The sequence below is a fragment of the Synechococcus sp. CS-603 genome (assembly GCF_977929215.1).
Map to the genome: position 1 here is coordinate 118,515 of NZ_OZ376778.1, position 26,631 is coordinate 145,145.

At 65.4% G+C, this 26,631-nt stretch carries 23 protein-coding genes and 2 tRNA genes; 9 read left to right on the forward strand and 16 right to left on the reverse strand.

Features of this window, described 5'->3' with window-relative positions; translation table 11 throughout:
• Nucleotides 1-77 precede the first annotated feature (77 nt).
• Both ACXMDM_RS00675 and ACXMDM_RS00680 read left to right on the forward strand, forming a co-directional pair.
• The gene (locus ACXMDM_RS00675; protein WP_499569888.1) at nt 78-641 is read left to right on the forward strand and encodes a 1,2-dihydroxy-3-keto-5-methylthiopentene dioxygenase; all 564 of its coding nucleotides are present in this window, start codon (nt 78-80) and stop codon (nt 639-641) included.
• 462 nt (nt 642-1,103) lie between these two features.
• A complete protein-coding gene (locus ACXMDM_RS00680; RefSeq protein ID WP_259722737.1) occupies nt 1,104-2,957 on the forward strand; it encodes an ATP-binding protein in 1,854 nt (617 codons plus the stop codon).
• Here the strand turns inward: ACXMDM_RS00680 and ACXMDM_RS00685 are convergent.
• The 3 genes from ACXMDM_RS00685 to aroQ form a co-directional block, all read right to left on the reverse strand.
• A complete protein-coding gene (locus ACXMDM_RS00685) occupies nt 2,931-3,929 on the reverse strand; it encodes an aKG-HExxH-type peptide beta-hydroxylase (protein ID WP_259722738.1) in 999 nt (332 codons plus the stop codon). The two genes, ACXMDM_RS00680 and ACXMDM_RS00685, sit on opposite strands and share 27 nt — an antisense overlap.
• A 454-nt stretch (nt 3,930-4,383) precedes the next feature.
• Entirely contained in the window at nt 4,384-5,052 is a 669-nt protein-coding gene (locus ACXMDM_RS00690) for a MiaE family protein (protein WP_259722739.1), read from the reverse strand.
• Nucleotides 5,049-5,492, reverse strand: coding sequence for a type II 3-dehydroquinate dehydratase (aroQ, locus tag ACXMDM_RS00695; RefSeq protein WP_259722748.1), 444 nt, complete (start codon nt 5,490-5,492; stop codon nt 5,049-5,051). Before aroQ ends, ACXMDM_RS00690 begins: the two co-directional genes overlap by 4 nt.
• Nucleotides 5,493-5,602: 110 nt before the next feature.
• On the opposite strand from aroQ, the gene ACXMDM_RS00700 reads away from it, so the two are divergent.
• Together ACXMDM_RS00700 and ACXMDM_RS00705 are read left to right on the forward strand one after the other, a co-directional pair.
• A tRNA-Tyr gene (locus tag ACXMDM_RS00700) sits at nt 5,603-5,684 on the forward strand.
• Between the two features lie 10 nt (nt 5,685-5,694).
• Nucleotides 5,695-5,766: transfer RNA gene (locus ACXMDM_RS00705), tRNA-Thr, on the forward strand.
• A 97-nt stretch (nt 5,767-5,863) separates the two neighbouring features.
• Here the strand turns inward: ACXMDM_RS00705 and ACXMDM_RS00710 are convergent.
• The 3 genes from ACXMDM_RS00710 to ACXMDM_RS00720 are packed head-to-tail and all read right to left on the reverse strand — an operon-like array spanning nt 5,864 to nt 8,452.
• Nucleotides 5,864-6,709 carry a metal ABC transporter permease gene (locus ACXMDM_RS00710; protein WP_259722740.1) on the reverse strand — a complete coding sequence of 282 codons (846 nt, stop codon included), beginning with the start codon at nt 6,707-6,709 and terminating at the stop codon, nt 5,864-5,866.
• On the reverse strand, nt 6,709-7,494 hold the full coding sequence (locus tag ACXMDM_RS00715) for a metal ABC transporter ATP-binding protein (protein ID WP_259722741.1): 786 nt from the start codon (nt 7,492-7,494) through the stop codon (nt 6,709-6,711). Before ACXMDM_RS00715 ends, ACXMDM_RS00710 begins: the two co-directional genes overlap by 1 nt.
• 16 nt (nt 7,495-7,510) lie before the next feature.
• Nucleotides 7,511-8,452: a metal ABC transporter substrate-binding protein gene (locus tag ACXMDM_RS00720; RefSeq protein ID WP_311134202.1), complete on the reverse strand. Its 942-nt coding sequence runs from the start codon at nt 8,450-8,452 to the stop codon at nt 7,511-7,513.
• Between the two features lie 144 nt (nt 8,453-8,596).
• Between ACXMDM_RS00720 and ACXMDM_RS00725 the strand changes: the two genes are divergently transcribed.
• Together ACXMDM_RS00725 and ACXMDM_RS00730 are read left to right on the forward strand one after the other, a co-directional pair.
• Nucleotides 8,597-10,015 (forward strand): aldehyde dehydrogenase family protein, encoded by a 1,419-nt coding sequence (locus tag ACXMDM_RS00725; RefSeq protein ID WP_259722742.1) that lies wholly within the window; start codon nt 8,597-8,599, stop codon nt 10,013-10,015.
• Nucleotides 10,016-10,083: 68 nt separating this feature from the next.
• Entirely contained in the window at nt 10,084-11,028 is a 945-nt protein-coding gene (locus ACXMDM_RS00730; protein WP_259722743.1) for a LysM peptidoglycan-binding domain-containing protein, read from the forward strand.
• 2 nt (nt 11,029-11,030) lie between these two features.
• Here ACXMDM_RS00730 and ACXMDM_RS00735 read toward each other — a convergent pair whose 3' ends face one another.
• Nucleotides 11,031-12,548: a RecQ family ATP-dependent DNA helicase gene (locus ACXMDM_RS00735; RefSeq protein WP_370454084.1), complete on the reverse strand. Its 1,518-nt coding sequence runs from the start codon at nt 12,546-12,548 to the stop codon at nt 11,031-11,033.
• A gap of 48 nt (nt 12,549-12,596) precedes the next feature.
• A complete protein-coding gene (locus ACXMDM_RS00740) occupies nt 12,597-14,114 on the reverse strand; it encodes a glycoside hydrolase family 13 protein (protein WP_259722744.1) in 1,518 nt (505 codons plus the stop codon).
• Nucleotides 14,115-14,168: 54 nt separating this feature from the next.
• Between ACXMDM_RS00740 and glpK the strand changes: the two genes are divergently transcribed.
• Together glpK and ACXMDM_RS00750 are read left to right on the forward strand one after the other, a co-directional pair.
• Complete coding sequence (gene glpK / locus ACXMDM_RS00745) at nt 14,169-15,683, forward strand: glycerol kinase GlpK (protein WP_071800172.1); 1,515 nt, start codon at nt 14,169-14,171, stop codon at nt 15,681-15,683.
• A 62-nt stretch (nt 15,684-15,745) separates the two neighbouring features.
• Nucleotides 15,746-17,380 carry a glycerol-3-phosphate dehydrogenase/oxidase gene (locus ACXMDM_RS00750; protein ID WP_083544616.1) on the forward strand — a complete coding sequence of 545 codons (1,635 nt, stop codon included), beginning with the start codon at nt 15,746-15,748 and terminating at the stop codon, nt 17,378-17,380.
• Here ACXMDM_RS00750 and ACXMDM_RS00755 read toward each other — a convergent pair.
• From ACXMDM_RS00755 to ACXMDM_RS00785, 7 genes are all read right to left on the reverse strand, one after another.
• Nucleotides 17,347-19,017, reverse strand: a complete 1,671-nt coding sequence (locus tag ACXMDM_RS00755; RefSeq protein WP_071800173.1) for an alpha-amylase family protein — start codon at nt 19,015-19,017, stop codon at nt 17,347-17,349. The genes ACXMDM_RS00750 and ACXMDM_RS00755 overlap by 34 nt on opposite strands.
• 55 nt (nt 19,018-19,072) lie before the next feature.
• Nucleotides 19,073-20,092 (reverse strand): ABC transporter ATP-binding protein, encoded by a 1,020-nt coding sequence (locus ACXMDM_RS00760; RefSeq protein ID WP_071800174.1) that lies wholly within the window; start codon nt 20,090-20,092, stop codon nt 19,073-19,075.
• A 24-nt stretch (nt 20,093-20,116) separates the two neighbouring features.
• Nucleotides 20,117-20,878 (reverse strand): carbohydrate ABC transporter permease, encoded by a 762-nt coding sequence (locus ACXMDM_RS00765; protein WP_071801956.1) that lies wholly within the window; start codon nt 20,876-20,878, stop codon nt 20,117-20,119.
• A gap of 157 nt (nt 20,879-21,035) precedes the next feature.
• Nucleotides 21,036-21,887: a carbohydrate ABC transporter permease gene (locus tag ACXMDM_RS00770; RefSeq protein ID WP_071800175.1), complete on the reverse strand. Its 852-nt coding sequence runs from the start codon at nt 21,885-21,887 to the stop codon at nt 21,036-21,038.
• On the reverse strand, nt 21,887-23,167 hold the full coding sequence (locus ACXMDM_RS00775) for an ABC transporter substrate-binding protein (RefSeq protein ID WP_233831066.1): 1,281 nt from the start codon (nt 23,165-23,167) through the stop codon (nt 21,887-21,889). The genes ACXMDM_RS00770 and ACXMDM_RS00775 overlap by 1 nt, the downstream gene beginning before the upstream one ends.
• A 2-nt stretch (nt 23,168-23,169) precedes the next feature.
• Nucleotides 23,170-24,690 carry a glucosylglycerol-phosphate synthase gene (ggpS, locus tag ACXMDM_RS00780; protein WP_071800176.1) on the reverse strand — a complete coding sequence of 507 codons (1,521 nt, stop codon included), beginning with the start codon at nt 24,688-24,690 and terminating at the stop codon, nt 23,170-23,172.
• Between the two features lie 60 nt (nt 24,691-24,750).
• Entirely contained in the window at nt 24,751-25,773 is a 1,023-nt protein-coding gene (locus ACXMDM_RS00785) for a hypothetical protein (RefSeq protein WP_259722745.1), read from the reverse strand.
• Nucleotides 25,774-25,899: 126 nt separating this feature from the next.
• On the opposite strand from ACXMDM_RS00785, the gene ACXMDM_RS00790 reads away from it, so the two are divergent.
• Nucleotides 25,900-26,109, forward strand: coding sequence for a photosystem I reaction center subunit IV (locus ACXMDM_RS00790; protein WP_071800179.1), 210 nt, complete (start codon nt 25,900-25,902; stop codon nt 26,107-26,109).
• An 85-nt stretch (nt 26,110-26,194) separates the two neighbouring features.
• Here the strand turns inward: ACXMDM_RS00790 and ACXMDM_RS00795 are convergent, their stop codons facing one another.
• Nucleotides 26,195-26,464 (reverse strand): sugar transferase, encoded by a 270-nt coding sequence (locus tag ACXMDM_RS00795; RefSeq protein ID WP_162922844.1) that lies wholly within the window; start codon nt 26,462-26,464, stop codon nt 26,195-26,197.
• Nucleotides 26,465-26,631 lie beyond the last annotated feature (167 nt).

A 26,631-nucleotide genomic window follows, 5' to 3' on the forward strand; every position in this document is an offset into this window, starting at 1 on the left:
GCTCAACGCCTTGTTCTCTTCGATTTCTAAACTTGCAGATTGTCCCGCCGTCCCGGGTTCCACCAGCCCGCTGACCCTTGAGCCGTTTGCAGATCTACGCCGCCAGCGCTGGCCATGGCGCCAGCCAAAACGCCGGCCCCGCCCAACTGGAGAGCGACGACGGGGCCGTGATCGCCGCTGAACTGGCAGCCCGCGGCATCGGCTTTGAGCGCTGGCTGGCCAGACTCGAGCTGGCGGCCGATGCCGATGCCACAGCGATCCTGGCGGCCTATGCCACGGAGGTCGCCGCGCTGCAGGCCCAGGGCGACTACCCCACGGTGGACGCGATCCGCCTGGTCCCCGACCACCCGGAGCGCGCGGCCCTGCGCCAGAAGTTCCTCGCCGAGCACACCCATAGCGAAGACGAGGTGCGCTTTTTCGTGGAGGGCCAGGGGCTGTTCTGCCTGCACCTGGCGGAAGACGTGCTGCTGGTGCTGTGCGAGCGCAACGACCTGATCCGCGTGCCGGCCGGCAGCCGCCACTGGTTTGACATGGGCAGTGCCCCCCGTTTCACCGCCCTGCGTTTCTTCAACAACCCCGCCGGCTGGGTGGCCAACTTCACCGGCGACCCGATCGCCGAGCGCTTTCCGCTGCTCGCCTGAGATCACGCCAGGGCCAGAATGATTCTCGACTGCTCCGAGCCCCAATCAAAAGTGCTCGATTAAGCAAACCCAATGTTCCGGCATGAAGACAAGCGCTTCCTAATCCTGCTGACCCATGCAATTGACTGTCGGCGGGCGACCGTTGCAATTGGTTGCTCAATCGCCGAACATCCAGAGCATCTTTGGATGGTAGGGACTCTTCCGTATGGCGGATACAAACACGACAATTTCAATCACTAGTCCCTAGATCTCGCAATGACTGAAATGAATGTTGTTAGCGAAAAGACAAGAATTGACGCAACGATTCCGGGCTAATCTCGCCCGCTCTCACGAATCGGGATGTCGTGAAGTCAGACATGACTAAGAATCTGGCAACCAAGCAACCAGACCCGCCAGTCCAACGGTTTCTTAGGACCGCTAAGGAATTAGAATAACTACAACCTAGGAGTGGATCGAACAAGCATGGCAGAGTCGCCGTCTCAATTGGCCCCGCCGGTCAGGCTGCATGGCCACTTGGATGGACTTGATCAACCCAGTACGTCTATTCGACTGCTTTGGAGAGCACCGAAGCCGCTGCTCGACGCTCCGGGCAGAACACTGGCGCTTCTTGAACGATGGCTACGAGAAGGTTTTGATGTTCACTCTTCAATTCTGACAACCACACCCAACTTCAATAGATCTGAAGCGAATGCTCACCTTGAACAGGCAGCTTGGCACATTCTTGAACTCGGCCAAGCGCTTCTTCAGATGCTGGAGATCCCCGTATTTCACCCAGGAATCCTTCACCAAGTCCAAAAAGACCCTGCTCAACAAGAGTTTTGGAAGATCAGCGCCACCACTGCCACCCTTGACCATTTGCCTAAGAAGATCCATGGTGAGTGCTACCTTCGCGCAGCCAATCTGCTCCATGGAATTGCCTACCTTGAGCCCACCAGAAGTGAGATCACCAAGCTCCAGGAAAGGGTGCAACGTGATCATGTTGAGCAGATGAGATCGTTTATTCCACGCGGCAAATCAACTTACTTCCTTCTTTCTTTTGCCTATCGTCGACGGGTTCCCTTTCGACATCTTGGATTGGGTGTCTACTCCTTAGGATGGGGATCCCAGCGCCGAAGAATGCGCGGAGGAGGGATCGACAAAGATTCAATGGTTGGTGGAATTCTCAGTCACAACAAGGCTGTGGCACGGGAAGTCCTGCTTATAGCAGGACTTCCCGTGCCTGACCAGTACATCATTGATTCGGAAGCAGCTGCGGCCGTTGCCGCCAAGGAGCTCGGGTGGCCAGTGGTGCTGAAACCAGCCGATTGCGATCGTGGCGAAGGGGTGACGATCGATATCCGAGATCCTGAGCAACTCAACAGTGCCTGGCAAGAGGCCCGGCGGTTCTCTGCTCACCTGTTGTTGGAACGTCAGATCTCCGGCGTCTGCCATCGCCTGCATGTCTGTGATGGCCAATTGATCAGCGCCTGGCGGCGACGACCCAAGTCCGTTCAAGGAGATGGAATCCTCAGCGTGCAGGACCTGATCGACAAGGCCAATGCGGAACTGGATGCCCTACCGCCCTGGAAGCGCTTAAAGCCATTTGCTTGCGATGATCTCGCCGTCCGGTGTCTCGAAGCCCATGATCTCAGCCTTGCTTCAGTTCCCGCCAAGGGAAAGTGGGCCCCCTTGAGACCCTTCAATGCACCCGCTTGGGGAGGCGTGGTGGAGGAAGTCGATGGAACCATTCATCCAGATAACGTTTCCTTGGCCATTCAAGCTGCAAGTCTTTTCGATCTCAGTAACGCAGGAATTGATCTCATTTCCACGGACATTGCTGAATCCTGGCATCGCAACGGCGCAGCGATTAATGAGGTCAACCATTCTCCTCTAGCTCCTGAAAGGCCACAGCTTCTGGAAAAAATCTTTGACAGCCATTGTCCAGCAGATGGACGAATCCCGATTGAGGTTTTTATTGGCAAGAAGGAAGCATGGAACCTTTCTATGATTAAACAACAACACTTCAACGCCTCTGGTCGCCCTTGCTGGGTAACCGATCATGAGCGCAGTGTGGATTGCTCAGGCCGTGAACTTCTCCTGACGGCGCGTGGATTGTTCGACCGCTGCCATGCCTTGATGTGCAGCCGGGAGGTTAGTGCTCTGATCGTTGTGGTTTCGGATACAGACCTGCTCTCCACAGGCTTACCGTTCGACCGCTCGGATCATTGCCAGATCATGGAGGACTGGCAGCCTAAACCTGACGAACGCGCATGGGCAAAGTTGCTGAGCTGGTTGCAACCGGAGCTGAAATCAATCACCGCTGGCGAACTTGCCTGAGCAGCGAATGGCCTGATCGGCACTCTCCATCAGAGCACGACCAGTCATCGTCAACTGTCCATGCTTTTGGACCACCTCCATGCCGGCATCGAAATTCCGTCGGTCTTCGACTTGGGCCTTGAGTGCCTCCGCGCGACTGGCAGCATCGAGAACACCCGAAGCCAGAAGAGTTTCCATGGCCCAATACATCCGAGCTGAAACCCAAGTGGCATGGAAGATGCCATCCATCGGTCGAGAATCAATCCGAAGAGGCGAAGGATAGAGATCTTCGTCCGGGTTCGTCACCAAAGGCTCTTCTATTGTGAAGCCGTACAACAGCATGTGCGCAGCCTCGTGAACCAAGACTTCCAGTAGTTCAAGGATGGATCGAGGGCGATCGATGTTGATGAACAACCCCCCCCACAGCATGTAACAGGAGCCACCATCGAACGTCGTTGCGCCACCTTTGGTTCCGCTCACCATCACCAACTGGGTCACAAGTGCATCAATCTCCCCCGCCAAATCAGGGCAAATGCGATTGAGGAGCTTGAGTGCAGCGTCGAGGTCGTTAAGAAAGCTCGGTACACGTTCCGGCTGGGGAGGCAGTATCAGAAGCGCATCCTCATCCCCCTCACCCATCAAGGCGGTATAGATGCTGATGTCGGGAGCCAACGCGGGATCATCCAATCCAATGACCTGCATGGTCTCGATCGGAACATGTGATTCACCCAGCCGCTTCCAGAGTGCTGTTGCAGCCTTACGATCACCATCAACAAGTTTGTGTACGAACTGGGCGTACAGGCCGAAGGGAGCAGGCCCAAAACGAACGCCTTGCCTAAGCCCACGAACCAGATTATCGCTGGGGGCTGAATCCAGCATCAGATATTCAGCACTCACCTCAGCTAAATAGACAAGACTGTCGGCAACACTGCGCCTTACCGCACGATCAAGCTGCCGTGCACGTTGATGATCAGGGGCAAAGTGTAAAGTCATGAAAAATGGCCTATCGGCACCTTGAAAGATTTGGCGCTAATAGACCAATTGCAAAGGCTATCTAGAATCCCGAATTTGAGCAGAAATTCAGACTTCAGACAGAGAGTTGACTGGGATCGCCCAGGAATGCCAGCCAAGCCTTTAACCTCCTGTACAAATACCTATATCAACAGATTAGTTTAAACTGGCTGAGCACTTGATTAATTATCAGCTAGAACTCAGTTAGGGTCAGTAGGTGGAGAAACAGGTGGACCTGGATTTTTTCTGCCGACTTTATTGCCGATTTTGGAGCTCATGGCAAGGGGAGAATTCTCAAGGCTGCCGGACTCTGGCAGGGAGATCGGGAGGCATGATAGGAGCCTGAAGCCGTGAAGTTTGGACAGATCTAGCTGAAGAGTATGCATAGGAATTACTCCAATACCAAAAATTATCTTGGGATACTTCCCTATCATTGTCAAGCGATTGGTTTTACTGCACAGACGGCTTGCCTTTCAATGCCCACTGAGTGGAATCGAAAAGCATGGCTGCACTCAAGGGCTCCACTGAGAATGCGTGTTTCCTGCTCCGCTAACTGCTCCAAGCGAGCGACCGTTAACGCTCTCCCGAACCGCCGTTCGCTCAGTATCCAGTAGAGGCCGAAGTGCTTTGCTTCGCTGGCCAGTAAATCGCCATAGAGCTCACGGAGCTCCGGATCTGGGGCATGACTGGCGAGCAGGGCCATGCGCTCGTGGCTGCGGGCTTCGATCAGGCCAGCCACCAGGAAGCTATCGAGCATCCTGTCTGGTTCCTGCCGGCGAATTTCCCGGGCGAGAGCGGCGCCATAGGGAGGAGCAGGCAATGTCTTCAATGTGAGGCCGCGACGCTCAAGCAGGGCCAAGACCCTGTCGAAGTGCTGCAACTCCTCCTGGGCCAGGGGGCTGAGCACGGCCGCCAGCTCAATGTCGGAGGGGTAACGGAACATCAACTGCAGGGCCGCTCCGGCTGCCTTGCGCTCGCAGTGGGCATGATCGATCAGCAGCAGATCTGGGTAGGCGAGCGCCTGCTGGAGCCAGGTGCCGCTGCTGGCAGAAACCAACCACTTCACACGGGTGGTGTCAGCTGCCGCCATGGCGGAGGTGCTCATGGTCGGGACAAGCGCAGGTGATCCACCAGCCCGTCGAGGGCGAGGCGATAGCTCGTGGAACCAAAGCCGCAGATCACTCCAACGGCTCGATCGGCCAGGTAGGAGTGGTGGCGGAAGAGTTCGCGGGAGTGGGTGTTGCTCAAATGCAGCTCCACAAAAGGAAGGTCCACAGCCAGCAAGGCATCCCGCAAGGCGATCGATGTATGCGTGTAAGCCGCAGCATTGATCAGGATTCCGTCGGTATCTCCACGGGCTGCCTGGATCCGATCCACCAGGGCTCCCTCGTGGTTGCTCTGAAAACTCAGGAGCTCCACCCCCAAGCGGGCGGCCTGCTCGTGCAGGGAGGCATTGATCTGCTCAAGGCTGCAGCTGCCGTACAGCCCCGGCTCACGGCTGCCCAGCAAATTGAGGTTAGGGCCGTGGAGCACCAAGAGTCTCACCGGCAACGCCACCATCGGAAGATCCTCGATCGTATCGGGCTCCGGTGGATTGGCTGGCAACCGGTGACTGGGGGCGTCAGGCTGGCTGGTAGGTTCTAAGGGTGTGGTGCGGGTCGGTGCCCGAGTGGTTAATGGGGGCGGACTGTAAATCCGCTGGCTTCGCCTACGTTGGTTCAAATCCAACCCGGCCCACCTTCCACATGCCCTTGTAGCTCAGCGGTAGAGCACTCCCTTGGTAAGGGAGAGGTCACGAGTTCAATTCTCGTCAAGGGCTTTCAATGTTGCAAGGGCGCTATCAGGATCACAACTTGTTTAGGCAAGTTGTTGGCACCTGAATACAGGTCAAAGCCAACTATCTACAGAAAAACCATTCAGCGGCGCTGCTGGGCCAGCACGCCATGGCGGGGTGCAAACAGAAAACTGAGCACGAACAGGCCGGTCTGGGTGAGCACAATGCAGCCGGCGGTGGAGGCATCCATCCAGTAGCTCCAGTAGATGCCCACGAGGCTCGAGAGCATCGCCGAGCCCACGGCAATCCAGACCATACGGTCAAAGCGATCGGTGAGCAGGTGGGCTGTAGCCCCGGGCGTGACGAGCATGGCCACCACCAGGATGATGCCGACGGTCTGCAGACCGGCGACGGCTGCTAAGGACAGTACCGAGAGCAGCAGGTAATAGAGCACGCCGGTGTTGATGCCGATCGAGCGGGCGTGGGTGGGGTCAAAACAAAAGAGGATCAGGTCGCGGCGGAACACCATCAGCACCACCAGCACCACCGCGCTGATCAGCACCGTCTGCTGGATGTCGGAGTCACTAATTCCCAGCACATTGCCGAAGAGAATATGGGTGAGGTCGATGTTGCTGCGTATTTTTGATACCAGCACCAGGCCAAGGGCAAAGAAGCCGGTGAACACCAGGCCGATCACCGTGTCTTCCTTGATCCGGGTCATCTGTTTGACAAAACCGATCACCGCCACCGACCCCACCCCGAACACGAAAGCACCGAGCGCGAAGGGAAGATTGAGGGCATAGGCGATCACCACGCCGGGCATCACGGCGTGGGAAACGGCATCCCCCATCAGGGCCCAACCCTTGAGGGTCATGAAGCAGGAGAGCAGCCCACAGACCGCCGCCACCAACGCGCTCACCAACAGCGCCCGCACCATGAATTCATGGCGGATCGGTTCGAGCAGCCAGGCGGCGATGTCAGCTGTCATCACGAGTCCCCCAACCTGATTCCATCCTTCAGCGGCAGGAGCAGGTCCTGGGGAGCGGTGGTGCTGAAGGTGCGCGCCAGGTTCTCCTCGGTGAACACTTCCGAGGTTTCGCCATAGGCCATCACGGTCTTGTTGATCAGCACCACCTGATCACAGAAACCGCGCACATGCGAGAAATCATGGGTGGAGATCAGCAGGGTGCGGCCTTCAGCGCGGAACTGCTCAAACAGTTGGATCATCAGTTTCTCGGTGCGGATGTCGACGCCGGCGAAGGGTTCATCGAGCAGCATCACCGCAGCCCCCTGGGCCAGGGCCCGGGCGAGAAAGGCACGCTTGCGCTGACCACCGGAGAGTTCGCCGATCTGGCGATCGCGCAAGGGCCAGAGATCAACCCGCTCCAGGCTCTCGCGCACAGCCCTGTGGTCGCTTGGCCGGGGGATGCGCAGCAGGTTCATACCGCCATAGCGGCCCATCATCACCACGTTGCCCACATTCACCGGGAAGTTCCAATCCACGCTCTCCATCTGGGGCACGTAGGCGACGGCCTGGCTGCGGCGCGCCTGCCGCAGCGGCCGGCCATTGATGGTGATGCTGCCTTTGGAGGGGTGCACAAAACCCATCAACGCCTTGAACAGCGTCGATTTGCCAGCGCCGTTCATGCCCACCAGCCCGCAGAGGCTGCTGGCCTGAACCTGCAGGGAGACGTCGTGGAGCGCAACGATGCCGTGATAGTCGACGCTGAGGTTGCGGACGCTGATGCGCTCGCTGGGGGCAGGTTCGCTCAAGATCGCTTCCATCGGATCAACTCCCGCCAAGGCCGTCCAGCAGCGTCTTCGCATTGTGACGCTGCAATCCCAGCAGGGATGGGGCCGGGCCATCGGCGGCCGAAAGCGAATCCACGAAGAACACCCCGCCGAAACGGGCGCCGCTTTCCTTGGCCACCTGGCGCTGGGCTTCGTCGCTCACCGTGCTCTCACAGAACACCGCCGGCACCTCACGCTCGCGCACCAGGGCGATCAACCGCGCCATGCGTTTGGGGGTCACCTGGGATTCGGCATTGACCGGCCAGAGGTAGGCCTCCTCCAGGCCGTAATCCCGGGCCAGATAGGAAAAGGCTCCCTCGCAGGTGGCCAGCACCCGCTGCGCGGGGGGGATCGCCGACAGGCTGGCGTGGAGTTCGCGATCGAGGCTGCGCAACTGGGCGCGGTAGGCCTCGGCATTGCGGCGGTAAGCCTCGGCGTTGGCGGGATCGAGCTTGGTGAAGGCCTTGCGGATGTTCTCCACATAGATCTCAGCGAGCTTCGGGGACATCCAGGCATGGGGATTGGGCTTGCCCTTGTAGGCATCCTCAGCGATCGGCATCGGCTCGATCCCCTCGCTCAAGCTGACCCGGGCTGACTCGGGCAGACCGGCGGTGAAACGCCGGGCCCAGAGTTCGAGATTCAGGCCGTTTTCAAGCACCAGATCGGCGCCGCTGGCCCGCTCCAGATCGCTGGGGGTGGGCTCGTAACCATGGATTTCAGTGCCCAGCTTGGTGATCGATTCCACCCGGAGGTGCTCCCCTGCCACCTGCCGCGCCATGTCCGCCAGCACGGTGAAGGTGGTGAGCACCAGGGGGCGCGGGTCAGCAGCCTGCTGGGCCTCGGGCCCTGTCGAGCGCGGCTGCCGGCAGGCGCTGCTCAGCAGCAACAGCGGCACCAGGCCTGCCTGCACCAGCAAGGAAGCAAGCCGTTTCGGATGCATGGGCAGCAGGCCAACCCGACCAACGTTAGGAGATGCTGACGGGCCCAGAACCCCTGCCTGTTGCGGAGTCAACCGCCAGCAGCGTGCTGCGGTTGGCCTGGGCCAGACGACACACTGAAGTTCGAGCCTGCGTCCCCCTGAGCGATGACCCTCTCCAGCACCGGCCAGCCCAGCACCATCGCCGTTGCTGCCCTGGCGCTGTCGCTGGAGCGCTTGCGCGAACCGGTGCGCCAGGGCACCACAGCTCCGCTGGCCTGGCGCCTCCAGCAACTTGAGGGGATGGCCGAGCTGCTGAACAGTCATGAGCAGGCGGTGCTCGACGCCCTCGCCGCCGACCTGGGCAAGCCGCCGGTGGAGGCCTACTTCGAGCTGGTGGCGGTGCGGCAGGAGCTGAAGCTGGCCCAACGGCGGCTGCGGCGCTGGATGGCGCCCCGCAACGTGTCGTTGCCGCTCTCCCAACGCCCCGGCCGGGCCCAGCTGATCGCCGAGCCCCTGGGCTGCGTGCTGATCATCGGGCCCTGGAACTATCCGTTCTCGCTCTCGATGCAGCCCCTGGTGAGTGCGCTGGCGGCGGGGAACACAGCCGTGCTCAAGCCCTCCGAACACGCCCCGCGCACCTCGGCCCTGATCGCCGAGCTGGCCGGTCGCCATCTCGATCCAGCTGCCGTGGCGGTGGTGGAAGGCGACGGCGACACCGCCCGGCAGCTGCTGGAGATGCGTTTTGATCACATCTTCTTCACCGGCGGCGGCCGGGTCGGTCGCCTGGTGATGGCCGCCGCCGCCCGCCATCTCACCCCGGTCACGTTGGAACTGGGTGGCAAGAGTCCGGCGGTGGTGCTTGGCGATGCCGATCTGGCCGTGACCGCCCGGCGCATCGCCTGGGGGAAGGGCCTCAATGCAGGCCAGACCTGCATCGCCCCCGACCACCTGTTGGTGGAAGAGGCGGTGCGGCCCGCCCTGATCAGCGCCCTGGAGGCCGAATTCCTGCGGGCCTATGGCCCGGATCCGCTGCGTTCGCCCGATCTGGCCAGGATCGTCAACCGGGGCCAGTTCGAGCGGCTCTCGGCCCTGCTGGAGGGGGCCAGGCAACGGGGTCAGATCCTGGCTGGCGGCCAGAGCGATCCCGAGAGCCTGCGCATCGCCCCCACCCTGCTGGCCGTCGATCAGGCCGACGACCCGCTGATGGCGGAAGAACTGTTCGGGCCCTTACTGCCCGTGCTGAGTGTCCCCTCGCTGGCCGCGGCGATCGCCCGCATCAACGACGCCCCCAAACCCCTGGCCCTGTATCTGTTCAGCCAAAGCCTCTCGGCCCAGGAGACCCTGCTGGCCGGCACGAGCTCCGGAGGGGTCTGCTTCAACGACGTGGTGATGCAGGTGGGGGTGCCGGAACTGCCGTTCGGAGGCGTGGGCGCCAGCGGCATGGGCAACTACCACGGCAAAGCCGGCTTCGACACGTTCTCGCACCATCGCAGCGTGCTGAGACGCCCCTTCCGCTTCGATCTGCCGTTCCGCTATCCGCCCTACGGCGACCGCCTCGGCCTGATCAAGCGGCTGCTGGGATGAACCCCTGCCAGGGGGCTGGCGCAATGGTGCGTTCTCCTTATGGTTCGAGCATGCTTCTGACCCTGTCCATGCGACGTTCCCTCGCCGCCCTGGTCCTCGCCCTGCTGTTGCCCCTGCCCGCCATGGCGGCCGAAAGGCATGTGGTGAAACCGGGCGAAACCCTCTCCCAGATTGCCGAGCGCTACGGCGTGTCCACCTCCAGGCTGATGCAGCTCAATGGCATCAAGAGCGCCGATCTGATCCAAACGGGCACCAGCCTGCGCCTGCCGGCGGCCCGGCCCGCGGCCAGCGCAGCGTCTGGACGCGGCACCTACAGGGTCAAACCGGGTGAAACCCTCTCGGAGATCGCCGAACGCAGTGGCATCTCCGTACGCCGCCTGATGGATCTCAACAACCTCAGCCGCGCCGACCATGTGGAAGCGGGCCGCCTCCTGGTGGTGCCTGGTGCTCCTGCCACTGCTGCTGCCTCCTCCAGGCCAGCAGCGGTGAACAAAGCGGCCAGCGAGCATGTGGTGCGGCCCGGCGAAACCCTCTCGGGCATTGCCGAGCTCTATGGCGTGCCGGTCAGCAGGCTGGTGTCGCTCAACGCCATCTCCAGCCCCGACAACGTGGAAGCCGGCACCCGCCTGGCCCTGCGTTCACCAGCTGCGGCGGCGAAACCAGCTGCAGCAGCAGTAAAGCCTGCCCCAGCCAAACCCGCCGCTGCCACTCCAACTGCTGCCCAACCCGCCGCCCCTGCCACTGCCGCCGCAACCACCCCAGCAACCACAGCCGCCGCTGGCGGCCCGCCTGACTGGCGCACCTATGGCCCTATCCAGGTGGATTTCACCACCTGGCAGCCCCTGGGAGGCAGCCAGGTCGCGTCCGCGCTCAATAACCAGGGCCAGCAGCTGTTTCTGGCGGTGAACTGCACCGCCAAGCAGATCAACACCACAGGGGAGGGCGGCGTCTGGAAGACCTGGGCCGCACCCCAGGCCGACTTTGAAGAACGGCTGATCGTTGATGCCTGCTGAGCTCAGGCGACCCAGCGCAGCGGCCACGGCTGCTGCAGATAGCGACGGCCGGCCGAGCGCAACCACAGGCGCTGGCTGCCGTCATCGCTCTCACTGATCAGCTCTTCCTGGACCAGGCGGCGAGCCAGCCAGCCCCAACGATCCTCTTCTGATTCCGCCGTGGCCAGGGCATCGGCCAGGCGGCGCAGATCAAAGCCGCTGCGCTGCTCCAGGGCCAGAAGCACCTGGGCCACCTCGAGCGACCAATCGGTGGGACGGCTGCCGGCGTTGCAGTTGTCACAGCGACCGCAGGGGGGCACGAGCTCACCGACGGCCAGCAGCAGCGTCTGCTCGCGGCAGGTTGACCCTTCCGCCACCGCCTCCATGCGCCGGAGCTGCTGCTGGGCCAGCTCCAGGCGGGGTCGCTCCTGCTCCTGCACGTCGTCTGTGAGCTGCCGCATCGAGGCCCGCATCGCCCAACCCAGGCTGGTGCGATCGGCCGGATCGAACAGCACCAGGCACTGGGCCGGCAGCCCATCGCGTCCCGCCCGGCCCGACTCCTGCAGGTAGCCCTCGGCGCTGGCCGGCAGGTCCAGGTGCAAGACCAGGCCCACATCGGAGCGGTCGACCCCCATGCCGAAGGCGACCGTGGCCACCAGCACGGGCCGGGGGTGCTGCTGAAAATGCTCCAGGGCCAGCAGTCGGCTCTCCGGATCCATACCGGCGTGATAAGCGATGGCCGCCACCCCAGCCGCCGAGAGCCGGGCGGCCCAGGCCTCCACCGAACGCCGCGTGCGCGCGTAGATCAGCACCGCCCCCCTGGCGGCGGCCACCGCCTCAAGCACCGCCGGCAGCGGCTCGGCCGGCCGCCGGCGCATGGCGTAGCAGAGGTTGTGGCGACGGGCCGAGCGCACCTGGATCAGGGGCCGGCGCAACTGCAGCAGGCGAATGATGTCGGCCCGCACCCGCGGGGCCGCCGTGGCGCTCAGGGCCACCAGCGGCACGCCAGGGCAGAGGGCGCGCAACTCCCCCAGCCGGCGGTACTCGGGCCGGAAGTCATGGCCCCAGGCGCTGATGCAGTGGGCCTCATCCACGGCCAGAGCCACCAGGCTGCCCTGCTCCAGCACCTCCTCCAGCAGCCGGCGGGTGGCCTCGGCGCGCAGCCGCTCCGGAGCGAGGTAGAGCAGCCGCAGGCCATTGGCCTCGATCTGGCGGTGCAGGCGGTGGCGCGAGGCCGTGTCGAGGCCGCCGTGCAGGCAGGCCGCCGGGATCCCGCGCCGCCGCAACTGGCTCACCTGGTCCTGCATCAGCGCCACCAGGGGCGAGATCACCAGCACCAGCCCCTGGCGCACCAGGGCCGGCAACTGGAAACAGAGCGACTTGCCACCGCCGGTGGGCAGCACCGCCAGGCAGTCACGGCCGGCCAGCAGGGCCTCTACCACCGGCCGCTGGCCCGGCCGAAAGTCACTCCAGCCGAACTGGCTCTCGAGGACGGTCTCGAGGGTGCTGTCCAGACTGGTCTCGAGTGGATCCGGTGCCAATCCCACCCCAGATCTGGTGTGTGGCCACTGTAGCGACGCCAGATCTGCTCAGCTCGCCGGGAAGGCCAGCACCAGCCCGTGCTGGGGCGGCAGCTCGCGGGGCGGCGGCCCACCCACCGATTGCGGTGGCCAAAGCACCGTGGTGGCGCCGGCGGGCAGCGCCAACGGCAGCGCCAGCAGCCCCCGATTGATCACCACCCAGACCCGCTCCGGGCCTTCACCCCGGCTCAGCTGCAGGAGATCATCGTGGCCGCTACCGGTGAAGGCCAGCTCAGATGAGCGCAAGGCCGGCTGGCTACGGCGCAGGGCACTCAGCCCGGCCAGCAGCGGCCGCAGCGGTGGCGCGGCGCCCAGGGGAAAAGCGTCCCAGGGCATGGCCTCGCGGCAGCCGGGTTCAGTGCCACCAGCGAGGCCCATCTCGGTGCCGTAATAGAGGCAGGGCGCACCCGGCAGCAGGAACAGGAGCAGCAGGGCCAGGGCCAGGGCCTCCCGGTCGCCGCCGAGCACATGCAGGGCCCGGGGGGTGTCATGGCTGTCAAGCAGGTTGAGCTGGCAGCGGTTGATCGCCGGGCCGTACCAACCCAGCACCTCCTCAACCCTGGCGCGGAAGCCGGCCTGATCCAGGGGCTGGTAGGGGGGCTCGGGCAGGGCCGGCAGCCGCAGCTGAGCCGGCACCTGCCTGGCGCCGACCCAGCCGAGGATCGCCCAGGCCAGCGGGTAGTTCATCGTGCCGTCGAACAGCCCGCTCTGCAGCCAGGGGCGGGCGTCGCGCCAGAGCTCGCCGACGATCCAGGCGTCGGGCCGCTCAGCGCGCACCACCGCCCGGAACTCCCGCCAGAAGTCGTCGGGTACCTCATCGGGCACATCCAGCCGCCAGCCATCCACCCCGGCGGCAATCCAGTGCCGCGCCACCGCCAGCAGATAGGCCCGCACCGCCGGGTTGGCGTGGTTGAAGCTGGGCAGGGCCGGATCGTTCCACCAGCAGTGGTAGCCACAAGAGCCGTCCTTTGCAGCAGCGCCACCGCCACCACCACCGCCACCGCCGTAGGGGTTCAGTGGCCAGTGCTCCACGTGGAACCAATCCACGTAGGGCGAGAGCGGCCCGTTCTCGAGCAGGTGATGGAAGGCCCAGAAGCCGCGGCCGCAGTGGTTGAAGACGCCATCGAGGATCAGGCGCATGCCGCGGCGATGCAGCTCCGCCACCAGAGCGGCCAGGGCGCCGTTGCCCCCCAGCAGCGGGTCCACCTGGAAATACTCGAAGGTGTGATAGCGGTGGTTGGCGGCTGAGGCGAAGACCGGATTGAGATAGAGGCAGGTGGCGCCAAGTTCCTGGAGATCGTCGAGCGCCTCGATCACGCCGTAGAGATCACCGCCTTGAAACCCCTGGGCGGCCGGGTCCTCCCCCCACGGCTGCAGGGCCAGCCCCTGCTGGGCCGCCACCTTGCCGCTGCGGCGAAAGCGGTCGGGGAAGATCTGCACGATCACGGCATCGGCCACCCAGTCAGGGCGGCTGGCGGGGTGGCTGGCGGGGCGGCTAGCCGTGTCGTCGTTCGTGTCAACCCGCATCGACCAGCCTGAACATGCGCTCAACAGCGCTAGCACGGACAAAACGGAGCCCCCATGCCCAACGACGCCCTCCTTCTGACGCTCGACCAGGGCACCACCAGCTCGAGGGCCTCCCTCCACACCGCCGCAGGCCAGAGGCTGCTCAGCCGCAGCGCTCCCCTGAGCTGCCGGCACCCCGCCGACGGCTGGGTCGAGCAGGACGGCGAAGAGATCTGGGCCAGCCAGCTGGCGGCCCTCCAAGCCCTGGAGCAGGCGATCAGCCCGGAGCAACGCCGCGCCGTGGCGGCCTGCGGCATCGCCAACCAGCGGGAGACCACCCTGCTCTGGCATCGCCGCAGCGGGGCACTGCTGGGGCCGGCAATCGTCTGGCAGGACGGCCGCACCGCCGGCCTCTGCGCCGACTGGAAACGCAACGGCCTGGAGCCGTTGGTGCGGGGCCGCACCGGCCTGCTGCTGGATCCCTATTTCAGCGCCAGCAAGATCGTCTGGCTGCTGCGCGAGCAGCCGCAGGCGGCGGCCGCTGCTGCGGCCGGGGAGCTCTGCTTTGGCACCGTCAACAGCTGGCTGCTCTGGCGCCTCACCGGCGGCCAGGTGCATGCCACCGACCGCAGCAACGCCAGCCGCACCCTGCTGATGGACCTGGAGCGGGGTCAGTGGGATCCGGAACTCTGTGACGCCTTCGGGGTGCCGGCCGGCCTCCTGCCGGAGCTGCGCCCCTGCCACGCCGACTTCGGCGCCATCACTGCGGAGCTGCCCTTCGCCGGTGTGCCGATCCGGGCCATGCTCGGCGATCAACAGGCCGCCACCCTGGGTCAGAACTGCCTGCAGCCGGGTGAAGCCAAATGCACCTACGGCACCGGCGCCTTTCTGGTGATCAACACCGGCAGCAGCATCGTGCGCAGCGACGGGGGCCTGCTGAGCACCTACGGCTGGTGCGGCGCCGACGGCTCCGCCACCTACTGCCTGGAGGGCAGCGTGCTCAATGCCGGCACCGCCATCCAGTGGCTGCGTGACGGGCTGGGCCTGATCGAGAGTTCCGCCGAGATCGATGCGCTGGCGGCAACAGCTCCCGCCGGCAGCGGCCTGATGCTGGTACCGGCCTTCACAGGCTGGGGAACGCCCCACTGGGATCCCCACGCCCGCGGCCTGCTGATCGGCATCACCCGCGACACCGGCGGCGGCGCCATCGCCCGGGCCACCCTCGAGAGCATCGCCCTGGCCGTGGCCACCCTGGTGGAGCTGGCCACCGAAGCCCTGGGAGCTCCGCTGAAGGAGCTGGCCACCGATGGCGGCGCCGCCGCCGCCGATGGGCTGCTGCAGGCCCAGGCCGACAGCTGCGGCCTGGAGGTGCGCCGCCGCGCCGATCTCGAGAGCACCAGCCGGGGCGTGGCCCTGCTCGCCGCCCTCGATGCCGGTTTGGTGCCTGGCCTTGAGGCCTGGGCGACCATCCCCGGCGAACCAGCCGCCAGCCGCTTTCAACCAAGCCTCAGCGAAGACGACCGCCAGCGGTGGCTGAAGCGCTGGCGGGAGGCGGTGCGTCGCAGTTTGGCCTGGTATGCGCAACCCTGAGGAGAGGCCCAGAGCCGCCCAGACCGCACCTCCGCAGAGAATCCTTGCCGATCGCCAACGGAATGTCTTCTCCTGGCCCCAACCATTCAGGCCCCAGTCACGGCCCTGACCAGAACCCTGGCCACGACCCGGACAAGGTCTTCGATCTGCTGGTGATCGGCGCCGGCGCCACCGGCGCCACCATCGCCTTGGAGGCCGTGCGCCGCGGCCTCTCGGTGGTGCTGGTGGAGGGCAGTGACATCGCCTCGGGCACCAGCAGCCGCAGCACCAAGTTGCTGCATGGCGGCGTGCGCTATTTGGAGCTGGCCGTCAAAACCTTTGATCTGCGCCAGCTGCAGCTGGTGCGCGAAGCTCTGGGCGAGCGCGGCCACTGGCTGCAGGCCGTGCCGTTCCTGGCCCAGCCCCTGGAGCTGCTGCTGCCCACCCGCAACCCGCTGGCCACCGCCTACTACGGCGCCGGCCTGGCGGTCTACGACCTGCTGGCCGGCCGGCGGCGCATCAGCGCCAGCCGCTGCCTCTCGCGCCAGGAGGTGAGCCGCCAGATGCCCGAGCTGGCGCCTGGCCACGGCGGCGTCGCCTACGCCGATGCCCGCTTCGACGACGCCCGCCTCAACCTGCTGATCGCCCGCAGCGCCGCCCTCGCCGGCGCCGCTGTACACACCCGCAGCGCCGTGGTGGAGCTGCTGCGCGACGGCCAGGGCCAGCTGAATGGGGCCGTGATCGCAGCGGAGCCGGATGGCGCCAGGCAGCGGCTGCGCGCCCGGGTGGTGGTGAACGCCACCGGCATCGGCGCCGACGCCCTGCGCCGCATGGCCCAGGCCGATCTGCCGCCCAGGCTGCAGGTGAGCCGCGGCATGCACGTGGTGCTCGACGACGACCTCTGCCCCGGCGGCCTGGGCCTGCTGGTGCCCGCCACCGACGACGGTCGGGTGCTGTTCATGCTGCCCTTCTTCGGCCGCACGCTGGTGGGCACCACCGACACCGCCTGCCCCCTGGCCGAAGCCGAGCGGCCCGCCGCCAACGAAGAGGCCTACCTGCTCGACTACGTGCAGCGCTGGTTCCCCTCAGATACTCCACGCCAGGTGAGCAGCCGCTGGGCCGGCGGCCGCCCGCTGTTGCTGCCCGAAACAGCGGCGGAAGCGGCCGCCGGCACGGCGCGGGTGGTGCGGGAGCACGCGGTGGAGCGGCTCAGCTGCGGTCTGATCAGCGTGATGGGCGGCAAGTGGACCACCTGCCGCAGCATGGCCATCGACGCCCTGGCCGTGGTGGCCGAGCAGCTCGGCCGGCCCTTGGGGGAGCCTGTCGCCGGAGCGATCCTGGGTGCCGCCAGCGACCCCGGCCGCAGCGCCGCCGAGCTGGCCGCCCTGGCCACAAAGCTCAGCAACGAGCTGGGAGGCCCACTGGCGGCCCACCTGATCGCCAGCCATGGCCTGGAGGCCCCCGCGGTGCTCGCCTGCGCCGCCGATGCCAGCGAGCGCACCCCCCTCAGCGACGTGATCCCCCTGACCGCCGCGGAGGTGCGCCACATGGCCCGCCATGAGTGGGCCCGGCAACCGGAGGATGTGCTGGCCCGCCGCTGCCGGCTGGCCTTTGTCGATCAGGCCGAGGCCGACCGGCTGGAGGGCACGGTGGGCGATCTGCTCGAGCAGGAAGCCGCCGCGGCCTACTCGCTCACCAGCCACCAGAAGAACCCATAGGCGGGCAGGTAGACGAACCACTCCGGGCTCGCCGGGGCAAACTCACAACCCCAGAGCGTTTCGCGCATGCGATGGCCCTGCCACTGGCTGAGGTCGAGCCGGGTGGAGGCGCCCGTGCCGGAGAGGTTGGCGGCCACGATCACCGTCATCGCCGACAGGGTTTCCTCGCCCTCGCTGCGCTCCTGGCAGGAACGGGCGTAGCAGAGCACGCTGGGGTGGCCGCTCTCGATCATCACCATGTCGCCGTAGCGCAGGGCCGGTAGCAACCGGCGACTGGTGAGCATGCGGTGGTGCCAGTTGAGCAGGGAGCCCGAGAGCTGCTGCTGCACCTCCACGTTGACCACGCGGTAATCAAAACCGGGTGAGGTGATCGGCGGCAGCACCAGCAAGGGGTCTGGAGCGCTGGAGAAACCACCGTTGGGGGCCCGGCTCCAGGCCATCGGTGTGCGGTTGGGGTCGCGGTCGCGCAGTCCCGGCCAGTCGCCCATGCCCAGTTCATCGCCGTAATAGAGGCAGGGCAGGCCGGGCAGGCTGTAGATGAGGGCATGTAGCAGGGTGTTGGGCCTGGCATCGCCATTGAGCAGGGGGGCCAGCCGCCGGTTGATTCCCCAGTTCAGCCAGTGGTCACGTGCGTCGGGAAAGCCATTGAGGATGGCCTCCACCACCGCATCGGGCACCAGGTGACCATCCCCGAGCCAGAGCTCATCGTGGTTGCGCAGCGGCAGGGCCCAGCGGCAGCCCGGCACCATCTCCTGGGCATGGGTGAGGCAATCGCGCAGGGCATCGCTGCGGCCATTGGCCACGGCCGCGAACAGGTGGGCCGTGAGGCCGAAGTCGAAGGCGGCATGCAGTTCATCGTTGGCCAGGTAGGGCGCCGACTCATCGACCGGCTGGATCGCCTCGGCCAACAGCAGCACATCCCGCCCGCTGGCCTCCACCCGGGCCCTCAACCGCCGCAGGAAGGCGTGAGTTTCGGGCAGGCCCTCGCAGCGGCTGCCCTCCGCCTCGAACAGGAAGGGCACGGCATCGAGGCGAAAGCCGTCGGCCCCCATGTCCAGCCAGAAGTCGACCACCTTCAGCATCTCCTCCTGCACCTCGGGATTGGCGTAGTTGAGATCGGGCTGGTGGCGCAGGAAACGGTGCAGGTAGAACTGGCCCGCCACCTCGTTCCATTCCCAGTTCGAGGCTTCGAAGTGGCGGAACAGCACCGGCGCATCGGCATAGCCCTGGTCGTCGTCGCGCCAGACGTAAAAATCACGCTCGCTGCTGCCCTGGGGCGCCCAGAGGGCGCGCTGAAACCAGGGGTGCAAAACGCTGGTGTGGTTCAACACCAGGTCGAGGATCACGCGGATGCCGTGGATGTGGGCCTGCTCCAGCAACAGCCCCACGTCGCGAAGATCGCCGAGATCGGGGTGGACGCTGGTGAAGTCGGTGATGTCGTAACCGCCATCGCGCAGCGGCGAGGGATAGATCGGCGTCAGCCAGATCGCATCGACCCCGAGCCACTCCAGGTAAGGAAGTTTCTGGGTGATACCGGCCAGGTCACCGATGCCATTGCCGTCGGCGTCGTGGAAGCTGCGCGGCATCAACTGATAGATGACGCAGCCTTCCCACCAGGGAGGTTTGGCTTTCGGCATGACAGTGAATGGAGAGGGTGAATGGAGGGGGTGAATCGAGAGAATGAATTGGTGGTCAAGCCGTCAGACGCCGGCCGCCGGCCGCAAATCGATGCTCATGTTGTGGCTCCCAGGCGATGCGCACGGCATCGCCGATGCTTCGCCCGCCATCGCAGACCCAGCGCAGGGGTCCGCGGGCTGTGTCGAGCTGCAGTTGCTGGCTGGCGCCCTGCCATTCCCGACTCACCACCCGAACCTGCAGTCCACCTTCCCGCACAGCATGGAGGTGTTCGGGCCGCACGGCCAGCAGGCTGCCATCGGGTTCTTGGAGCACGTTGATCTGGGGCCGACCGATGAACTGGGCCACAAACAGCGTGGCGGGTCGGTGGTAGAGCTCGCGAGCCGTGCCGCACTGCTGCAGGCGGCCGGCATCGAGCACGGCGATGCGATCGGCGATGCCCATGGCTTCTTGCTGGTCATGGGTGACGTAGACCACCGGCGCCCCACCGCCGCAGAGGATCGCGCGCAGCTGGGGCCGCAGCTCCTCGCGCAGCTGGGCGTCGAGGTTGCTCATCGGTTCATCGAGCAGGAACACCTGCGGGCGCCGCAGCAGGGCCCGAGCCAGGGCCACCCGCTGGCGCTGGCCGCCGGAGAGATCGGCGGGCCGCCTTTGGCGCAGCTCACCGAGCTGCAGCAGCTCGAGCACGGCATCGAGGTCGCGGGCGATGGTGGCCGCATCGACGCCGCGGATCTCCATCCCCAGCGAAAGGTTGCGGGCCACGCTCAGGTGGGGATAGAGCGCGTAGCTCTGAAACACCATCGCCACCTGACGGCGGGCCGGCGGCAGGGCGGTGATGTCGCGCTCGCCGAGCAGGATGCGGCCCCGGTCGGGGGAATCGAGGCCGGAGATCAGGCGCAGGGTGCTGCTCTTGCCGCAACCGCTGGGGCCGAGCAGGGCCAGGCACTCGCCGGGGCTCACCGTCAGATCGAGATCTTCGAGGATCGTGCGCGCGCCGATGCGGCGGCTGATCCCCTCCAACTGCAACGCCGTGGCAGCGCTGGTGGTGGTGCTGGAAATCGTGCTGGAAACGGTCATCGGCGGGAGCGGCGGACAGCAGGTTCAACCCTTGATGGCGCCCTGGGTGAGGCCGGCCACGATCGGCCGCTGAAAGACCAGCAGTAGCAGCAGCAATGGCACGCTGCCCAGCACCGTGGCCGCAGCGAAGGCGCCATAGGGAACCGAGAACACCGAGGAACCGGCGATGCGGGCCATGGCGGGCGCCAGGGTGAGCAGCTCCGAGCGGCTCAGCCAGGTGAGGGCGATCGGGAACTCATTCCAGCTGAACAGAAACACGAGCACGGCCGTGCTCGCCACCGCCGGGCCGAGCAGGGGCACCAGGATCCAGCGCAGACGCTGCCAGAGGCCAAAGCCCTCCAGCAGTGCGCTCTCTTCGAGCTCGCGGGGCAATTCGGCAAAGGCCGCCTCCAGCAGCAGCACCGCCAGGGGAAGCGAAAGCCCGGCATAGGGCAGACAGAGCGCCAGCAGGTTGTTGGCCAGGCCGAACTGGCGCGCCAGCTGCAGCAGCGCCAGGAACAGCAGCACCGAGGGGAAGGCGGCGGCCACCAGCAGGGCCCCATCCACCAGCTGCCGCTGCAGGCCGCCGCGCCGCTGCAGGGCGTAGGCGCAGGGGATGGCCAGCAGCAGGGTCAGCAGCGTTGTTCCCACCCCCACCAGGGTGCTGTTGAGCAGGTAGCGCCAGAAGGGCGGATCACTGCTGAGGATCTGGCCGTAGTTGGCCAGGGTCCAGCCCCGACCGATCGCCGCCAGCCCGCCCAGCAGGGCATCGGGGGTGCGCAGCGAGGTGTAGAGCTGCCAGAGCATCGGCGCGAGGCTCCAGAACAGCAGCAACGCCACCAGGGTCCAGCGGCGCGGGTTCTGCCCCCTCTGTGAGGCGATCGGTTGTGCAGACGGCGAAGCAGGCATCGGATGCGGGGTGCTTGACAAAAAAATCAGTGCAAGGAAAAGGGCGCGGGGCAGCTCAAGCCCTGGCAGGACGGCGCAAAACCAGCAACAACACGCCCCCCAGCAGCAGCAGCACGCCAAACATGCCGATCATCACGGTGGCGCTGTAGCCGAAATCGAGGAAGCGCATGGCATTGAGATAGGCGTAGCCCGCCACACTCTCGGTGCTGCTGGCAGGCCCGCCGCCGGTGAGCACCACGATCAGATCGAAGACGCCCAGGGCCTGGGCCAGGCGGAACAGCAGCACCAGCAGCAGGTAGGGCCTGAGCAGGGGCAGGGTGATGCGCAGCAAGGCCTGACGGGCGCTGCCACCCTCCAGCGCCAGCGCCTCGTAGAGATCGGCGGGGATCATCTGCAGCCCGGCCAGCAGCAACAGGGCCACGAAGGGCGTCGTCTTCCAGACATCGGCAAAAACCACGGCCAGCCAGGCCAGGGAGGGGGAGGCGAGGAAGGGCAGCGTGCTGCCGGTGAGGCCAGCGATCACGCCGTTGATCGGGCCGCTGGGGTCGTTGAAGATCCAGCGCCAGCCCAGGGCCATCACCGTGGTGGGCAGGGCCCAGGGCAGCAGGGTGAGGCTGCGCACCAGCCCGCGACCGCGCCAGCGCTGATTGAGCAGCAGGGCCATGGCCAGGCCCAGCCCCAGCTCCAACGACACCGACACCAACGCGAAGCGCAGGGTCTGGGCCGCGTCCTGCCAGAAGCGGGCATCGAGAACCAGGCGGTGCCAATTGAGCATCCCCACCGGAACGGGCTGGAGATCCGTGAACAGGTTCTGGGCGTGGAAACTCAGCCACAGGTAAGAGGCCATCGGCCAGAGGAACACCAGCAGCAACAGCAGCAGGGCCGGGCCGATCAGCACCACGCCCATCAGACCGCCTCCACGCCACTGGCGTTGAGCACCGCCCGGCTGCTGCGTCCGGCCCGGCCCATCGCCACTTCAGGGGCCGTCCCGCCGGTGATCGCGTCGCTGAGTTGGCGCTGAAGGATGTCGCTGAGTTGGGCATAGACCGGGGTGATCGGCCGCAAGGCCGCCACCTCCAGGGCCTGGCGCAGGGCGGGCAGCAGGGGCAGGGCCGCACGCAGCTCGGGATCGTCGAACAGGGAGGCGAGCGTGGGCGTGTAGCCCCAATCACGGGCCAGCCGCCGCTGGCTCTGCTCACCGGTGAGGGCCTGCAGCACCGCCACGGCTTCGGCCGGATGGGCACTGCCGCGCAGCACCGACAGCCCCCAGCTGCCCTGGGTGGCAGCCGGCGACTGGCCCGGCTCCGCCACCATCGTTGTGATCGCCACCTTGCCGGCCACGGCACTGCCCGGTTTCTGCAGCTCTTTCCAGGCGTAGGGCCAATTGCGCATGAAGGCGGCCTCGCCACTGGCGAAGGCCTGCAGGCTTTCGGGTTCGGCGAAATCGGCCACCGACGCGGGCGTCACACCCGTTTCGACCAGCTGGCGCAGCCAGGAGGCGGCCGCTGCGGCCTGGGGTGAGTCCAGGCCGATGCCGCTGGCCGCCGCCCCGCCCCACTGGCCGCCGAAGCCACGCAACACTTCGAGGAACACACAGCTGAGGCCCTCGTACTGACGGCCCTGCCAGACGTACCCCCAGCGCACTAAGCCCTGCTCTTGCAGCTCTTTAGAGCGATCCACCAACTCGGCGGGCGTGCGCGGCGGCGCCGCCATCAGATCGGTGCGCCAGTAGAGCAGGCCCATCGAGGCCAGCATCGGCAGGCGCCAGAGCTGGCCATCGAGGCGATTGCCCTCGCGGGCACCGGGCACAACATCGACAAGGGGATCGCCGTCGAGCCAGTCGTCGAGGGGCAGCAGCCAGCCGGCGGCGGCGTATTTGGCCGTCCAGGTGACATCCATCATCAGCAGGTCGTAGGGGCTGTCGCCCAGCAGCAGGCTGCTGATCGCCAGATCCGACACCGCCTCAGTTTCAAACGGTCCGCGGGCCACGGCGATGCGCAGCCGACGGTGGTCGCGGTTGAAGGCCGCCACCGTGTCAGCGGTGGCTTCAGCGAAGGGAGCGGGCATCAGCACGGTGATCGTCAGCGGCGGCCGCGCCCAGGCCACGGGCAGCGCCAGCAGGACCAGGATCCCAGCCAGGACGATCGCCAGGGCCAGCGCCCGGGGCCTGGCTCTGGCACGGCCCACGATCACAGAACGCTGAGTTCACCCAGCTGCTGCTCGGCCCAGTGCTCCACGGTGAACTCCTCGACGGCCTGGTTCATCGTCACCATGCGCTCGCACTGTTCGGGCTTGGGCATCACCAGGGCTTCGGCAATGGCCCGGTCCATGCTGCCGTGGGAGTAGGGGTTGGCGAGCACCGCCCCCTGCAGTTCCACCGACGCTCCGGTGAATTCGGAGAGCACCAGCACCCCATCGCGACCCCGCCGGGCCGCCACGTATTCCTTGGCCACCAGGTTGAGGCCGTCGCGCAGGGGGGTGATCCAGCAAACATCGGCCTCGCCGAACCAGGCCACCAGCTCTTCGTAGGGAATCCGCCGGGTCGAGAGGCGCACCGGCGTCCAGTCGATGCGGGCAAAGCGGCCGTTGATGCGGCCGACGATTTCTTCCACCGCCCGCTGGATGTCGTCGTAGATGCGCATGCCACCGGCAGCCGCCACGCAGCCAAGGAACAGCTCAACCTTGCCGTGCCAGGTCTTGTCGGCCTCCAGCAAACGCTCGTAGGCGAGCAGCATCTCCTCGTTGCCCTTGGTGTAATCCACCCGGGAGGCGGAGAGGATCAGCTTGCGGTCGGAATGCTGCTCCGAGATCTGCTTCGACATGGCGCAGATCTCGGGACTGGACGCAATGCGGCGGATCTGATCGGGGGAGGTGCCCACCGGCGAGGCGACGATGCGCACGCGCCGGCCTTCATGCATCAGGTAAGGAACAACGAACGGTTCGGCCAGGGCGCTGCCGTTACGGCGGAACTTCTCGGCGACCGGCACCGGATCCACCCCCTTCACGGCGCGGAGGCTGACGGCCGAGCGGGCGAAGTTGTTGGCGTAACGGGGAATGTGGAAACCGACTAAATCACAACAGAGCAGGCTGTCGAGGATTTCATCCCGCCAGGGAAGAATGCTGAAGACGTCTGTGGACGGGAAGGGCGTGTGGTGGAAAAAGGCGATCCGCACATCGGGGCGTTCCTTGCGGATGTAAGCGGGCGCGAGCCAGAGATTGTAATCATGAATCCAGATCGTGGCCCCCGGTGCGGCTTCCAGGCAGGCCGCCCTGGCGAAGGAGGCATTCACCTCCTCAAAGATGCACCAGTCGGAATTGTCAACGCTGAAATGGCTGGGAAAGGAGTGCAGAATCGGCCAGAAGGATTCCTTCGACGTGACGTGATAGAAGCTGGATATTTGTTTGGTGGTCAGCGGCAGACGCCGCAACATGAAGTCGTTGGGGGGATCCATCTGGACCAGTTCGTCGTCTGACGGCCCCTCTTCGTCTTGGCGGCGCCAGGCCACCCAGGTGCCTGAGCGCTGGCTGCGAAACAGGTTCCTGAGGGTGGGAATGATGCCGTTGGGGCTCTTCTGATCCACCCAATGCCGGGTTCCATCGGCATCGATCTTTTCATCGAACGGCGAGCGGTGATAGACGAGCACAAAGGCGCTGGTGCCCGCCACCGCTGGGGCTGTAGCCGGAAGGTCTGCGGAAGTTTTGCTGGTCATCTCTGGCCTTCACGTGGGGCCATCCTCTCACCGTTGAACGGGGGCGCTCAAAGTGAGCGTTCAGGGCAAGGGAGGCGCTTCGAGCTGGTCGGGGCTTTCTTCCACCAGTTGAATCCGCACCCGCTTGCCACCGGCGAGCTCTCCGAGTGACACCCGCAGCGTGCTGCCACTGAGGCTCTGCAGCAGGGTGAGCAGCTCGCGCAGGTGGGGGGTGCTGCTGCCGCTCTCCACCCAGAGCCGCTCCTGCAGGCCGCCCAGCCGCCGCCAGCTGGTGTGCAGTTTGAGCACGGCGCTCTCGATGTGCTGGGCCTGGCCCACGGCATCGGCCAGCAGGCCGAGGGCATCGAGGCGCTGGGCTTCCTGCAGGGCCTTTTCAAAGTTGAGGTCTCCCTGCTGGAAGGCCCGCACCGCCGCGCCGGCCTCCGCCGCCTTGCTCAGCCAGCGGGCCGTATGGGTCACGTCCTTGACCCGCTCCAGCTCCGGCTCCTCACGCAGGGCGCGGCGCAGGTCGTCCTGCTGGGGTTCCGGCAGCTTGGCCAGCTCCTTGACTAAGGGCGCCACAACCCGCGGCGGCAAAAGGTTCTCCTGGGTGCGCTGGCGAATCTCTTCTGGCAGCAGGGGGCTGGTGGCGGCGGTGAACTCATCGGTGAGCCGGCGCACCTGTTTGCGCGTGATCTGGCGGCCCTCATTGGCCGCCTCGCTGATCATCAGCTGCACTTCCACATCCGCCTGGGCCGTCTCCAGGAAGGCCCGTTTCGAGAAGTTGTTGACGCTGGCCTGCTCCAGCAGGCCGCCACCGACGAGGTTGTCGGCGGATTCCGCCAGCTGGATCAGGCCATAGGCCCTGGTTTTGCTGATCTCGCGCTCGCGCAGCCACTGCAGAAAGCCGGTGCCCCGGCCTTCGCCGCCGCGCTTTTCCCGATCCCGTACCGAACCGAGGATGCGGCCGCGCCAGATTTCGGTCTGCAGATCGAAGCGATCACAGACCTCCCAGGCCTCCTCGAGGCGGGCGAGGAACTCGACGGTGCTGATGTCCTCGCGGTTGGGATCGGGCAGTTCGAGGCTGAGGACAGGTGCCTCCATCGAGGGCCAGGGGCAGGGGAGGCGATCGTGCCATGCGGCCCCGGGCGACGATTCGTGACACGAGCTGGTTGCCAAGCCCCTGCCGCGGGTAGTTTCCGCAAGGAAGTCACCCTCATCTAGGCAGCGATGGCCATTTCACGCGGCGACAAGGTGCGCATCAAGCGGGCTGAGTCTTACTGGTTCAACGACGTCGGCACTGTGGCCTCCGTCGACACCTCCGGTATCCGCTACCCGGTGGTGGTGCGTTTTGACAAGGTGAACTACACCGGATTCAGCGGCACCGACGGCGGCATCAACACCAACAACTTCGCCGAGTTCGAACTCGACAAGGCTTAAGGCCGTAGGCCTGAGGCTCTAAAACCTGATAATCCTGCCCGGAGTTTCCGTGGCAGGATTTTTTTGCTGGTCGTCAGCAGACGAGTCAGAAGGCATTCGGTGAACGGATGTTCAGGATGGTTTTGATCATGATCTTGAGATCGAGCCCGAGCGACCAATCGCGTTGGTAGCGCAGATCAGCCTCGATACGCTGAACCATCGCCTCAAGATCAGCGGTTTCGCCGCGCCACCCTTCCACCTGGGCCAGGCCGGTCATCCCAGGCTTGAACTGGTGCCGTTGCATGTAGCCAGGAATCACCTTGCGATAGAGCTCGTTGTGATCCACAGCATGGGGCCTGGGGCCGACAAGGCTCATCGAACCACTCAAAAGGATGGTTTCGCGAAGATGCAAGAATTCATTGCCCGAGAATTTGCTGAGAAAGAGCCAGAAACTACTCTCAACGGTAAAACGTAACCCCAGATGTTTGGATCATCAAGGCAATCAACAAGTTCTACCAAACGATATGGAGCTGATCAGGTTGA